This is a genomic window from Streptomyces sp. NPDC004051 (genome assembly GCF_053604275.1).
Window position 1 is genome coordinate 88671 of sequence record NZ_JBSGHG010000022.1, and the last position, 11258, is coordinate 99928.

The 11258-nt window shown below is 71.8% G+C and carries 17 protein-coding genes; 4 read left to right on the plus strand and 13 right to left on the minus strand.

What is annotated here, in order from left to right; translation table 11 throughout:
- Window positions 1–25 precede the first annotated feature (25 nt).
- A complete protein-coding gene (locus ACWEQO_RS22295; protein ID WP_452984943.1) occupies window positions 26–865 on the minus strand; it encodes a class I SAM-dependent methyltransferase in 840 nt (279 codons plus the stop codon).
- A gap of 232 nt (window positions 866–1097) precedes the next feature.
- Between ACWEQO_RS22295 and mshA the strand changes: the two genes are divergently transcribed.
- Complete coding sequence (gene mshA, locus ACWEQO_RS22300; protein ID WP_452984944.1) at window positions 1098–2435, plus strand: D-inositol-3-phosphate glycosyltransferase; 1338 nt, start codon at window positions 1098–1100, stop codon at window positions 2433–2435.
- Window positions 2428–2961, plus strand: a complete 534-nt coding sequence (locus ACWEQO_RS22305; RefSeq protein ID WP_452984945.1) for a YbjN domain-containing protein — start codon at window positions 2428–2430, stop codon at window positions 2959–2961. Before mshA ends, ACWEQO_RS22305 begins: the two co-directional genes overlap by 8 nt.
- 24 nt (window positions 2962–2985) lie before the next feature.
- Here ACWEQO_RS22305 and ACWEQO_RS22310 read toward each other — a convergent pair whose 3' ends face one another.
- Window positions 2986–3804: a helix-turn-helix domain-containing protein gene (locus ACWEQO_RS22310; RefSeq protein WP_452984946.1), complete on the minus strand. Its 819-nt coding sequence runs from the start codon at window positions 3802–3804 to the stop codon at window positions 2986–2988.
- Between ACWEQO_RS22310 and ACWEQO_RS22315 the strand changes: the two genes are divergently transcribed.
- Window positions 3803–4270, plus strand: coding sequence for a DUF2000 family protein (locus ACWEQO_RS22315; protein ID WP_452984947.1), 468 nt, complete (start codon window positions 3803–3805; stop codon window positions 4268–4270). The two genes, ACWEQO_RS22310 and ACWEQO_RS22315, sit on opposite strands and share 2 nt — an antisense overlap.
- Before the next feature lie 14 nt (window positions 4271–4284).
- Here ACWEQO_RS22315 and ACWEQO_RS22320 read toward each other — a convergent pair whose 3' ends face one another.
- The 6 genes from ACWEQO_RS22320 to ACWEQO_RS22345 all read right to left on the minus strand — a co-directional run bounded on the left by ACWEQO_RS22320 (window position 4285) and on the right by ACWEQO_RS22345 (window position 7401).
- Window positions 4285–4707 (minus strand): PIN domain-containing protein, encoded by a 423-nt coding sequence (locus ACWEQO_RS22320; RefSeq protein WP_452984948.1) that lies wholly within the window; start codon window positions 4705–4707, stop codon window positions 4285–4287.
- Window positions 4704–4982 carry a ribbon-helix-helix domain-containing protein gene (locus ACWEQO_RS22325; RefSeq protein WP_279335224.1) on the minus strand — a complete coding sequence of 93 codons (279 nt, stop codon included), beginning with the start codon at window positions 4980–4982 and terminating at the stop codon, window positions 4704–4706. The genes ACWEQO_RS22320 and ACWEQO_RS22325 overlap by 4 nt, the downstream gene beginning before the upstream one ends.
- A 31-nt stretch (window positions 4983–5013) precedes the next feature.
- A complete protein-coding gene (locus ACWEQO_RS22330; protein ID WP_452984949.1) occupies window positions 5014–5910 on the minus strand; it encodes a phosphorothioated DNA-binding restriction endonuclease in 897 nt (298 codons plus the stop codon).
- A 140-nt stretch (window positions 5911–6050) separates the two neighbouring features.
- A complete protein-coding gene (locus tag ACWEQO_RS22335) occupies window positions 6051–6407 on the minus strand; it encodes a hypothetical protein (RefSeq protein WP_452984950.1) in 357 nt (118 codons plus the stop codon).
- A complete protein-coding gene (locus ACWEQO_RS22340) occupies window positions 6404–6748 on the minus strand; it encodes a hypothetical protein (protein ID WP_452984951.1) in 345 nt (114 codons plus the stop codon). Before ACWEQO_RS22340 ends, ACWEQO_RS22335 begins: the two co-directional genes overlap by 4 nt.
- Before the next feature lie 206 nt (window positions 6749–6954).
- On the minus strand, window positions 6955–7401 hold the full coding sequence (locus ACWEQO_RS22345) for a hypothetical protein (protein ID WP_361450943.1): 447 nt from the start codon (window positions 7399–7401) through the stop codon (window positions 6955–6957).
- On the opposite strand from ACWEQO_RS22345, the gene ACWEQO_RS22350 reads away from it, so the two are divergent.
- Complete coding sequence (locus ACWEQO_RS22350; protein ID WP_452984952.1) at window positions 7385–7969, plus strand: SMI1/KNR4 family protein; 585 nt, start codon at window positions 7385–7387, stop codon at window positions 7967–7969. The two genes, ACWEQO_RS22345 and ACWEQO_RS22350, sit on opposite strands and share 17 nt — an antisense overlap.
- Before the next feature lie 223 nt (window positions 7970–8192).
- On the opposite strand, the gene ACWEQO_RS22355 is transcribed toward ACWEQO_RS22350, so the two are convergent.
- The 5 genes from ACWEQO_RS22355 to ACWEQO_RS22375 form a co-directional block, all read right to left on the minus strand.
- On the minus strand, window positions 8193–8528 hold the full coding sequence (locus ACWEQO_RS22355; protein ID WP_452984953.1) for a type II toxin-antitoxin system PemK/MazF family toxin: 336 nt from the start codon (window positions 8526–8528) through the stop codon (window positions 8193–8195).
- Window positions 8525–8890 carry a hypothetical protein gene (locus tag ACWEQO_RS22360; protein WP_361450951.1) on the minus strand — a complete coding sequence of 122 codons (366 nt, stop codon included), beginning with the start codon at window positions 8888–8890 and terminating at the stop codon, window positions 8525–8527. The genes ACWEQO_RS22355 and ACWEQO_RS22360 overlap by 4 nt, the downstream gene beginning before the upstream one ends.
- A gap of 86 nt (window positions 8891–8976) precedes the next feature.
- Window positions 8977–9879 (minus strand): hypothetical protein, encoded by a 903-nt coding sequence (locus ACWEQO_RS22365; RefSeq protein ID WP_452984954.1) that lies wholly within the window; start codon window positions 9877–9879, stop codon window positions 8977–8979.
- 280 nt (window positions 9880–10159) lie between these two features.
- Entirely contained in the window at window positions 10160–10297 is a 138-nt protein-coding gene (locus ACWEQO_RS22370) for a DUF397 domain-containing protein (RefSeq protein WP_361450957.1), read from the minus strand.
- Window positions 10254–11168, minus strand: coding sequence for a helix-turn-helix domain-containing protein (locus ACWEQO_RS22375; RefSeq protein WP_361451388.1), 915 nt, complete (start codon window positions 11166–11168; stop codon window positions 10254–10256). Before ACWEQO_RS22375 ends, ACWEQO_RS22370 begins: the two co-directional genes overlap by 44 nt.
- Between the last annotated feature and the right edge of the window lie 90 nt (window positions 11169–11258).

Sequence of the window (11258 nt, forward strand, 5' to 3'; positions counted from 1 at the left end):
GGCTCACGCGGATCGTTCCCGGAGTTCACCCCCGCGGCGCCAAGGCCTCCCACCGCACCGTGACTTCGCCCTGCCGCCACCGGGCCGGCCCGTCCGTCACCGGCCAGTCGGCGGTCAGGTCCCGCACCGTGCGGATCCAGCGCTGGCGGGCGCCGTAGGAGGCGTAGGGCGCGGCGGCGGCCCAGGCGCGGTCGAAGTCGCGCAGGAAGGCGTGCACCGGTTCGCCGGGGACGTTGCGGTGGATGAGCGCCTTCGGCAGGCGTTCCGCCAGGTCCGAGGGGCGTTCCAGGGAGCCGAGCCGGGTCGCGAAGGTGACCGTGCGCGGCCCCTCCGGGCCGAGGGCGACCCAGACGTGCCGCCGCCCGATCTCGTCGCAGGTCCCCTCGACCAGCAGCCCGCCGCGCGAGCCGCTCGCCGGTTCGGCCGGGGCGAGCCGTGCGCACAGCCGCTGCCAGGCGGCGGCGACCTCGGCCTCGTCGTACTGGCGCAGGACGTTCGCCGCGCGGATCAGCGTCGGCCGTCCGGGGAGCGGGACCTCGAAGCCGCCGTGCCGGAAGGCCAGCCCCTCACGCTCGTACGGGCGGGCCGCCGCGACCCGGGCCGGTTCGATCTCGACGCCGACCACATGCGTGCGGGGGGCCACGGTGCGCAGGCGGTGCAGCAGCTCGACCGCCGTCCAGGGGGCGGCGCCGTAGCCCAGGTCGACGGCGACGGGGTGGTCGGCGCGGCGGAGCGCGGTGCCGTGCGTGGCCGCGATCCAGCGGTCCATGCGGCGCAGGCGGTTGGGGTTGGTGGTGCCGCGCGTCACCGCGCCCACGACGGGGGGCCTCCGGGAGCGGGGGAGGGCGGCGGCGCGGGCGGTCATGCGTACGAGGGTATGCGGGCGGCCGGGTGAGGATCCCCGGACCCACGCACCCGGCACTCGAACGGTTGAGCGACGATCGGTAATGATTCGGCAAAGACCCGATCCGGGGAGGCCGCCCGGAAATGGGAGCGGGCCCCTCCGGTGTTGGGGAGCTGGAGGGCCCGCACGCCCCCGAGAGCCATGTCCGAAAGCACGCCGGAAAAGTCAGGCCCGCAACGAGGAGGAACGCCACGTGAGCCAGTACATCGCCAGGCTCGGGCGGCGCTCCCCCGCCGCACCCCCGAGGCTGCGGCTGCACCGCAGGCCCCGCCGCGTGGCGATGCTCTCCGTGCACACGTCCCCGCTGCACCAGCCGGGGACCGGTGACGCCGGCGGCATGAACGTCTACATCGTGGAGCTCGCGCAGCGCCTCGCCGCGATCAACATCGAGGTCGAGATCTTCACGCGCGCGACCACCGCCGCCCTCCCGCCCTCCGTCGAACTCGCGCCCGGCGTCCTCGTCCGGCACGTCGACGCCGGCCCCTACGAGGGCCTGGCCAAGGAGGAGCTGCCCGCCCAGCTGTGCGCCTTCACCCACGGTGTGATGCAGGCGTGGGCCGGCCACCGCCCCGGGTACTACGACCTGGTCCACTCCCACTACTGGCTCTCCGGCCACGTCGGCTGGCTCGCCGCGCAGCGTTGGGGCGTCCCCCTGGTGCACGCCATGCACACCATGGCCAAGGTCAAGAACGCCAACCTCGCCGCCGGCGATACCCCCGAGCCGGCCGCCCGGGTCATCGGCGAGACCCAGATAGTGGCCGCCGCGGACCGGCTGATCGCCAACACCGCCGGAGAGGCCGAGGAACTCGTACAGCACTACGCGGCCGACCCGGACAAGGTCGCCGTCGTCCACCCCGGCGTCAATCTGTCCCGCTTCCGCCCGTCCGACGGACGGGCCGCCGCCCGCGCCCGCCTCGGCCTGCCCCAGGACGCCCTGATCCCGCTCTTCGCGGGCCGCATACAGCCGCTCAAAGCCCCCGACGTGCTGCTCCGCGCGGTCGCCGCGCTGCTCGCCGAACGCCCCGAACTGCGCTCCCGGCTCTGCGTCCCCGTGGTCGGCGGCCCCAGCGGCAGCGGCCTCGCCAAACCCGAGGGACTGCAGAAACTCGCCGCCCGCCTGGGCATCACCGACGTCGTGCGGTTCTGCCCGCCGGTCGGGCAGGAACAGCTCGCGGACTGGTTCCGGGCCGCGTCCGTCCTCGTCATGCCCTCCTACAGCGAGTCCTTCGGCCTGGTCGCCATAGAGGCGCAGGCCGCCGGCACCCCGGTGCTCGCCGCCTCGGTCGGCGGACTGCCGGTGGCCGTACGGGACGGACACACCGGCTTCCTCGTTCAGGGGCACGACCCCGAGGCCTACGCGCGCGTCCTGCTCGAGTTCGCCGACCGGCCCGACCTCGCCGACCGGATGGGCGAGGCCGCCGCCCGGCACGCGCAGGCCTTCGGCTGGGACAGGTCGGCCGCCGCCACGGCCGACGTCTACACGGCCGCGACGCAGGCCCACCGCCGTCACGTACGCTCCCAGCATGGCTGAAGCGGAACAGCAGCAGGCGGTGGCACAGGTCGTCGAGGGCGTCCTCGAGGACGCCGGACTCGACTGGGAGAGCCCCACGGCCGGCACCTACGTGGTGAAGCTCCCCGGCACCCGCAAACTCTCCACCACGGTCTCCCTCATCGTCGGCCGGCACTCGCTCTCCCTCAACGCCTTCGTCATCCGGCACCCCGACGAGAACGAGGCAGCCGTCCACCGCTGGCTCCTGGAGCGCAACCTCAAGCTGTACGGCGTGGGTTACGCCGTGGACCCGCTCGGCGACATCTACGTCACCGGCCGCTTCCCGCTGCCCGCCGTGACCCCGGACGAGGTCGACCGGCTGCTCGGCCAGGTCCTGGAGGCCGCCGACGGCAGCTTCAACACCCTGCTGGAGCTGGGTTTCGCCACCGCGATCCGCAAGGAGCACGCCTGGCGGGTGTCGCGCGGGGAGTCGACGCGCAACCTGGACGCGTTCACCCGGCTCATCGAGCGCCCCTCGGACGGAATCGAGCGCCCCTCGGACGGGTAGGAACCGCGCAGCTCGCCGTGGGGGTTACCGGTTTCCCGCCCGGTAACGGCCCGGTGTGACCCCGACCAGCTTCCGGAAGTGCCGGGTGAGATGGGCCTGGTCGTAGAAACCGGCGGCCACCGCGACCTCGCTCGGCGGCTCTCCGTCGAGCAGCAGCCGACGGGCCCGGCCCACCCGGCGGGACATCAGGTACTGGTGCGGCGCGATGCCGTAGGCGCCGCTGAACGCCCGTACCAGGTGCGCGGGATGAACGGACAGCAGCCCCGCGGCCTCCGCCAGGCCGAGCCCCTCCACGACCCGCGCGTCGAGCAACTCCCGCAGCCGGCGCGCGAGTGCGGGATCCCGCCGGGGCGCCCGCGCCGCATCGTCCCGGGACCGCAGATGGGCCCGCAGCCGCTCCCCTACGAGCGTCAGCCTGCTCTCCGCCTCCAGCTCCTCGCCGGGCCCCACGAGCGCCGCGTGCACCTGCCCGACCCGCCGCCGCAGCAGGGGATCACGCAGGTCGGGCCGGTCGACGGCGGCCCCGATCAGATCGTCCCCGAGGTGGGTGCCGTCGAGGTAGAGCACCCGCTTGCGGAAGCCGTCCGGGGTGGCGGCGGCGCCGTTGTGCGGGACGTGCGGCGGCAGCAGGGACACGGTGTCGTGCGGGGTGCCGTGCTCGTGCCGGTCCAGGTCGTACCGCACGGCGCCGTCGTCGACGATCAGCAGCGTCCAGGCGTCGTGGACGTGCATCGGGTAGGCGTACTCGGTGAAACGTGCGTGGAAGACCTCCACGACACCAGGGACACCGGGCCGCCAGGCGGAGACGGTCCGCTCGGGACGCCCGGCGTGCTCTGCGGCCATGCAAACAACGTACAAGACACCGCCATGCCTTGATCGGCAGTCTCGAGGCATGAGCACACGCTTCGACACGAAGATCGCCGTCCTGCTGCGCGAGGACCTGGAGACCTGGCAACGCCTGAACGTCACCGCCTTCCTGGTCAGCGGCCTGGGCACCCGGGTACCCGACCTGATCGGCGAGCCCTACGAGGACGCGGACGGCGTGCCCTACCTGCCGATGTTCCGCCAGCCGGTGCTGGTCTTCGAGGGCACCAAGGAGACCCTGAAGGCGGCGCACACCCGCGCCCTCTCCCGCGCCCTGCCGTGCGCGCTGTTCACCTCGGACCTCTTCTCCACGGGCCACGACGAGGCCAACCGCGCGGCGGTCCGCGCCGTCGGTACTTCCGACCTGGACCTGGTCGGCCTGGCGGTCCACGGCCCGAGGAACGCGGTGGACAAGGCCCTGAAGGGCGCCCGGATGCACCCGTGAGCGGTGCGGACGGGTCACACCTTCTTGACGACGACCGTGTCCGGGACCAGCTTCTCCACGTCGTCCACGTCCGATGTGAAGACCGTGACCTGCCCCTTCTGTTGACGCGCGACCACCGCGAGTACCGCGTCGATCGCGTACTTGTGGCCGTGCAGCCGCGCGTCGGCCAGGAGCCGACGGGCCTGTCGTGCCTCGTCCCTGCCGATCTCCACGACCTCGAGCCGCGAGAGCACCCAGTCCCAGCGCTGCTCGGTCGTTCTGCCGTCGTACGCCTCGATCAGCGTCATCGGGGAGGTCACCACCTCCGCTTCGCCTTGGGCCGCGAGGTCGAGCCGGGCGATCATCCCCCGATCGCCCCGTACGGCCAGGGACAGGGCCTCGCAGTCGAGCACGAAGACCCGGAGCGGCCGCCCGCGCCCACTGCTCCCCTTCCTCACGCGGCCTCTCCCGCGTGAGAGCTGTGGACCCTGCGACGCCGCTCGTGCTCGGCGTCGAGGTCCTCCAGTTCCGCGAGCGCGGCCGCGTGCTCCTCGTCCGTGACCGGGCCGTGCTCCTCCTGGAGCCAGTCGGCCAGTTCCCGGAGCCGGTCACGGTCCTGCTTGAGGCGCAGCGCATCGGCGATGTACGCGGACAGTCCGCGCTCGGCGGCTTCCCCGCGGATCTCCTCCAGGAGGTCCTCGGGGATCGTCACGGTCACTTTCTTGGTAGCCATACAGGAGACCATACTCGTGGTGTCGGTGTGCTTACCAGGCTGTGGCGGCCGGACGCGGGTCGCCCTGGAAGACCTGGGTGAGGTGCCAGGCGCGGTGCGGTGCCGCGACGGGGGCGGTCCCCGGCTGCGGGCCGACGAGGGGCCGTCCGGAGAGTTCGGTGACCTGCGCGCGGGCCGCGCCGCCGTGCCCGACGAAACGCTGCGAGACCAGGATGCGGTGGCCCTCGCCGACCCCGAGGACACCCTTGTCGAAGAGCTTGTGGTGCAGCGCGCACAGGCACAGCCCGTTGTCGACGTCGTCCGGACCGTCGAACGCCCACCAGCGGACATGCGCCGCCTCCAGCCCCACGGGCACGCTCCCGATCCGGCCGTCGTAACCGCAGAAGGCGCACCTGTGCTCGTACGCGGTCAGCACCAGCTCCCGCATCCGGCGGTCCCGCTGCCGCCGGGCGGCCGTGAGGCGGGTCGCCTCCGCGGGCTCCAGCTCCAGGCCGACGGCCTCGCACAGTTCGCCGTGCAGCGAGGGCGGGAAGTTCGCGTCGAGCAGCACCCGTGCCATCCGGCCGAGCAGCGACGGCTCCCGCCGCAACGCCACCCGCAACTCCGGCACGAGCCGCCCGGCGGCATGCGTCGCCCGCAACTCCCGAACCCCGGTACCGGGACTACCGGCCCCGCGATCGCTCCGCACCTCCCACACCCCGTCACCGACCAGGTGGTGGAACGGGTAGGCGGGCGTGGTCGGACGGGGCGGCCCGTACTCGGCCAGCAGCCGCTTCAGGTCCTCCTCGACCGCGCTGTAGGCCAACTCGCCGTCGGCGTCCTCCTGGAACCGGCCGAGGGCGTACAGCAGGAGCAACGGCTTGTGCGGGGCCCGGACCCCGCCCCTGCTCCACTGCCTCAACTCCGCTGCACGCTCTGCCCAGTCCATGGGCCGTGATCGTAACGGCGGTCCGGCGGTCCGGCGGTCCGGCGGCCCGGCATACGGTCGGACCGTATGCCGAGCACGTCCGGCGCCCAGGTGCTCCGGCCGGCCACGCGGGCGAACGGAACGTCCTCGCCCGGCCGGGCTCAGTGGTTTCGGTCGCCGGTCCGTGTGCGGATGCGGCACGTCAGGGTGAAGACGACCAGGGCCGCCGTCGCGCCGAGTCCGGTCGCCAGTGCGTCACCGACGTACCGGCCCCAGTCCGGGCGCAGGAGGTCGACGGCCCCGAACAGGACGACGAACCCGGTGAGGCCCGCCGCGACCGCGGCCGGCCAGACACGGTGACGCGCCCAGAACCACTGGACCAGGAACAGGACCAGGAAGGGCGCGACCGTGAGGCCCGGCTCGTCCAGGGCGGCGAACACGGCGTACCCCAGGCCGCTGACCACCCAGCAGACCAGGGCCACGAGCAGGGCCTCGCCCCAGGAGACGCGCCGGTTCACACCCGCCGCCCCTCGCTCGCCACCCGGCCGACGCGGCGCTCCCGCCACCGCCGGACCGCCCCGGCCACCAGGGAGAAGACCAGCAGCGGACCGGTGATCCACCGGATCAGGATCAACGACCAGAACGGGTCCTCGCCGCCTGCCCGGCTCGCCTCTTGCGTGAAGAGACCCACCCCCAGCACCAGATAGCCGAGGCCCCAGGTGCGGACGAGCCACCCGGGCCCCTGCACGCTCACCGGAGCCTCCCGGGGCCGACGCAGGTACGTCCATCCCAGATGTATGCAACCCGTCGCCACGACCAGCATCAACACGCTCACGGCCGTCTCCGCCGGCTCTGCCATGGGTTCGATCATCTGCTCCACCGCCTCACGCGCACCCGGTCAGGGCCGTGACCGACGTGACCGACAGCCCGGTCGGAATGATCATCCGTCATGATGACCGCTCGCTCGGGCCCACGTACCTGTCCGGTACGGCAAAGAGACCACGCCGTGGCCTTCCGGCCCCGGCAGCGCCGACCACCCCTCGCCTCCGGCGGATGACCACCTGCTCAAGAGCCGTCCCACATCCCCAGACGCCTGAGCCGACGCTGCCGGAGCCCTTCGAGGAAGGCGAAGAGACCGAACAAGGACCCCATGAACAGGCCGCCGACCACGGCGAACAGACCGCCGGACTCCTCTTCGGGTCCGATCATCGTGAAGAAGAGCGCGAAGGGAACGCTCATGCAGAGACCGAACATGACCGGGTGACGGGCCACCCATTGATGCACCCGGGTCGGCCGCTGATGCCCGCCCAGGGCCCGGTCCAGAGCCCAGAAAGCATTCCCCAGTGATCTCCATATTTTCTTCACGCCGAAAGAATAGGGCAACTGATCGACGGCGTTCCCGGATGCCGGTCCGGAACTGTCTTGGCTTTTCTGGCTGTCCTGATCCCTTCGGCCGGACAGCACCGCACTGCACCGGACTGACATGATCCGGCGAATGAAGCCTTCGGTCACCGAGTCCTGGATACGTATCGAGACGTGGCTCGCCGGGCACGCACCGAGTACGTTCGCCGCGCTCGCACCCCCCGCGGAGCGCTCGGCCGTCGCCGCGACCGGGCGGGCCATCGGCCGGTCCCTTCCCGAGCCGTTGGCGGAGTCCCTGCTGCGGCACGACGGAACGGGTTACCGCGATCTGCTGCCGCCGTTCTGGAATCTGCTCGACGCGAAAGGCATCGCCGAAGCCTGGAGCCTGCGCATGAGGATCTACGGCGACGGGCTCGACGATGCGGAAGAGGGTGCCCCGGACGGGGAGTACGGACCGTGGTGGCACCCCCTGTGGGTTCCCTTCGCCGCAGACGGTGCCGGTGACTACCTCGTCATCGACCAACGGGAGTACCGCCGCAGCGGACGGATCGGCGACGCCGACCACGAAACGGGGTGTCTGTTCAGTCCGCACCCCATGTGGTCCTTGCTCCCGACCCTTCTGGACGCGACGGCCATCGCCCTGGAAACCGGCGAGGTCGTGGACCATTACCGTCGTGTGGTGGTCGACGAGACCGAACTGGACTGGGAGATCGTCTGAGCCCCCGGCGACGCGCTCTCCACGAACACGCGACCCGCGACGAGCAGGCAACTCGTGCTCGGCAGCGCCCTCACGCCGGTGATTCGGAGCATTTGTCCAGAGGCCCCCGGCGATGACCGGGCATCTTCCGCACCACCGGTGGACATCCGCTCCCGTCAGGGGGAAGCCTTCCCTGGAACACGGCGGTACGACCGACGGAAGCGGGGTCTCCTGGAGGCGGTGATTACGCCAGACCCAGGATCACGCGCACGCACTCCTCCACACGCCGCATCTCGCTCGGGGCCAGCAGGCCCAGGCGCCGCCGCAGCCTCGGCTTGTCCACGGTGTGCAGATCGGTGCAGTTCACGTACGACTCGTCGTACTTGGTCACCCCGCAGTCGGAACCGACCGGGACGTGGGTGGAGGCGGGGCCGGGCGTTCCGGTGATCACGGCGACGGTCAGCGCCGACAACGGTTCGGCGATCCGGTTCACCGTGAGGACGACCACGGGGTGCGGGCCGATGGGACCGGGGAGGGCGCACCCCCATACTTCGCCCCGCAGGGCGGAGCCGGTGTTCACCACTCGGTCTCGTCCGCTGCCGCCAGTTCGTCCGGCGTGGCGGGCGCGACGCCCTCGGGGATCGGGGCCTGGGTGCCGTGGTAGAAGTCGCGGATCTCCTGAGCGGCGGCGACCTCGGTCGCCTCGCGGGAGAGCAGCCGAAGCCCTTCGCGCAGGGCGTCGGAGAGCGAGTGCAGCTGGAGGGTCTGCATCACCTGCTGCAGGTCCGCCATCTCGTCCGGGCGCAGCCGCACCTGGGCCACGCTGGTCGCGCCGCTGTCGCCCTGCTTCCGGCGCGTCTGGGGGGCCCGTGCCGCGGTCGAGGTGCGCTTTTTGGCCGTGGCGCCCGCGGTGTGGCTCTGCTGCCCGGTCTTCGAGGTCATTCCTGCCTCCCTCCGTGTATGACAAATGTAGTACACCCAGTCTCCTCCTCGTGTCCGAGCTGGTCAAGCGCCCCTGAGCCGTCGGCTCAGGCTGCGTCGGGGAGAGCCTTCGCGCGTCGTCGGCAGTCCCGGCAGTGTCCGGGCTGTGCTGCGCGGAAGGCGCGTTCGCAGCCGTCGCAGGTCTGGAAGGGCAGGACGGCCGGGCGGTCGGGGATCGGTGGGAGCGGGGCCGGGGGCGGTGCGGGCAGGGGGGTTTCGCGGAGGCGGAAGGCGAGGATGCCCGCCGGGCGGGTCAGGAAGTGGTCGGGGAGCCGTGTCGTGAGGTGTGCGGTGATCTGGGAGGGGGCGACCCCGGCCGCCAGCCACGCGGTGACGGCCGGCGCCAGGCGTACGGCCTCCCGTTCGGACAGGACCAGGCGCGGATCGACGCGGCGGAGGGAGGCGAGGACGGCGACCGCCTTCGGGTCGGCGTCGGCGAGTGCGGGGGCCGGGCTCTCGGTCGCCTCGCGGCTGGGGGCGGACGCCCCCTCTTGCGGGACCGGGACCGGGGCCGGTGCAAGGGGCGTGGCCTGTGGGACGGCAGGCTGCTTGCGAGGCCGGGGCGGCTCGGGTGGGCTGTCCGGGTCCGGCTGCGGTGTGCCGCCGGGGACGTCGTGGAAGTAGGTGCGGGTGCGGATCTGGCCGGTGGGCAGGCGTTCGCGGCGGCGTTCCAGGTACCCGGCGGCTTCCAGCTCGCGGAGGGCGCGCGAGATGAGGATCTCGCCCTCGGTGAAGTGCGCGCACAGGGCGGCGATGCTGACGGGGGTGCCGGTGGGCAGGGAGAGGATGTAGACCGCGACGCCGACGGTGACGGCGCTGCCGCGCCGTTGGGCGAGGGCGTTGGAGATCACGGTGAAGTCGGCGGTGAGCCGGGTGCGTACGTGGATCACGCCGGAGGTCGGAGCTCCGGCATCGGCGCGCAGGCGCGCATTAGACTGCGGGTCAGCCATCGGGAAGTCGCTTCTTCCTGATCGGTCAGGCCCTCGTTCCGGGATGCCACTCCCGGCCGGGGGCCGTTCTGTTTGCGGTTGGTAGCGCGAACGTAACCGCCCGTGACCTGCGCCTGCAAGCCGGTCACCCGGACGGGTGACGCGGGCTTTCCGCCGGGGAGGGTGGGTGGGCGGGGAGTTCTTTCCCCCGGTTCTTTCAGGAGGTCAGTGGCCCACCGGACCCTCGCGGACGAGGAACCGGCGGGCCGGGAAGAGGCGATGTGACCGGTACCCGACCGCCTCAGATCCGGTGCCGGTCGGCCTTCAACTCCCCTATGAACGCCGCCCAGGAGGCGTCTGCGAAGCGGAGAGCGGGACCGTGAGGGGCCTTGCTGTCACGGACGGGGACGGCGCCGGGGAATCCGTCCGCCACCTCCACGCAGTCGCCGCCTTCCTGATTGCTGTAGCTGCTCTTGCGCCAGACGGCGCCGTTCTGATCGGGACGGGACCTTCGCTTCACGGTGGTTGTCCTCCATCACGGATCGGATCATGCCGAGCGACATGAGCGGGGGCAGGGCTGCCGCCCGCAGCCGATCGTAGGTCAGGGAGAACTTCCTCACCTCGTCCGGATCCTCGATGAGTTGGCCGTAGTGCGCCCCTTCCGTGTAGGCGGTCTCCGAGCCGTCCGGGAGCGTGAGAACCGTCAGCGAGCCGCCCATCGCATCGTGCTCTCCCTGCTCGAAGGGCAGCACCTGGACGGTGATGTGACGCTCCGCCGCGGCATCGAGCAGTCGCGCCAACTGCTCGCGCATCACGATGCGTCCACCGACCGGGCGCCGTAGTACCGCCTCATCGAGGACGACCCAGAGAACCGGTCTGTCGTCCGAGGAGAGCCGTTCCTGTCGCCCCATACGAGCGGAGACCCTCTCCTCCAACTGCTCTTCGCTGTTGAGCGTGAGGCCGACACTCAGCACGGCCCGTGCGTACTCCTCCGTCTGCAGCAGACCGGGCACCACGTGGGCTGCGTACTGTCCGATCGACACTGCTCGCTCCGAGTGCGCCATGAACTTCCGCGACCAGTCCGGGAACGCCTCCCGGTACACGTACGGCCACAGGTCGACCAGCAGGTTGTCGGCGCCGAGAGCGGCGTCGAGGGCGCGTGCCAGTTCCAGTGTGGGCTTCGCTCCCGAGGTGCGTTCGATCTGGGTGATCCGGGATCCCACCACGTGGGTTCTCGCGCCGAGCTCGGCCTGGGTCAGTCCGGCCGCCGTGCGGAGCTTGCGCACCCGGGAGCCGAACAGGGCAGCCATGGAGGTGCTGGGGTCGATTCCGTTGGCCAAGGCGTCACTTCCGTCCCTTACGAACCGAAAGGTAATGCTGCGTCACCTTCCGAGCGTAGG

What these genes read in the sequence shown, in the direction of transcription:
- ACWEQO_RS22325 (WP_279335224.1), bottom strand. Translation starts at nt 4,982, where the DNA reads ATGGCTACCAAGAAAGTGACCGTGACGATCCCCGAGGACCTCCTGGAG.
- ACWEQO_RS22360 (WP_361450951.1), bottom strand. Translation starts at nt 8,890, where the DNA reads ATGACCTCGAAGACCGGGCAGCAGAGCCACACCGCGGGCGCCACGGCC.
- ACWEQO_RS22375 (WP_361451388.1), bottom strand. Translation starts at nt 11,168, where the DNA reads ATGGCTGCCCTGTTCGGCTCCCGGGTGCGCAAGCTCCGCACGGCGGCC.
- ACWEQO_RS22340 (WP_452984951.1), bottom strand. Translation starts at nt 6,748, where the DNA reads ATGGCAGAGCCGGCGGAGACGGCCGTGAGCGTGTTGATGCTGGTCGTG.
- ACWEQO_RS22315 (WP_452984947.1), top strand. Translation starts at nt 3,803, where the DNA reads ATGCAAACAACGTACAAGACACCGCCATGCCTTGATCGGCAGTCTCGA.
- ACWEQO_RS22330 (WP_452984949.1), bottom strand. Translation starts at nt 5,910, where the DNA reads ATGGACTGGGCAGAGCGTGCAGCGGAGTTGAGGCAGTGGAGCAGGGGC.
- ACWEQO_RS22295 (WP_452984943.1), bottom strand. Translation starts at nt 865, where the DNA reads ATGACCGCCCGCGCCGCCGCCCTCCCCCGCTCCCGGAGGCCCCCCGTC.
- ACWEQO_RS22310 (WP_452984946.1), bottom strand. Translation starts at nt 3,804, where the DNA reads ATGGCCGCAGAGCACGCCGGGCGTCCCGAGCGGACCGTCTCCGCCTGG.
- ACWEQO_RS22365 (WP_452984954.1), bottom strand. Translation starts at nt 9,879, where the DNA reads ATGGCTGACCCGCAGTCTAATGCGCGCCTGCGCGCCGATGCCGGAGCT.
- ACWEQO_RS22305 (WP_452984945.1), top strand. Translation starts at nt 2,428, where the DNA reads ATGGCTGAAGCGGAACAGCAGCAGGCGGTGGCACAGGTCGTCGAGGGC.
- ACWEQO_RS22350 (WP_452984952.1), top strand. Translation starts at nt 7,385, where the DNA reads ATGAAGCCTTCGGTCACCGAGTCCTGGATACGTATCGAGACGTGGCTC.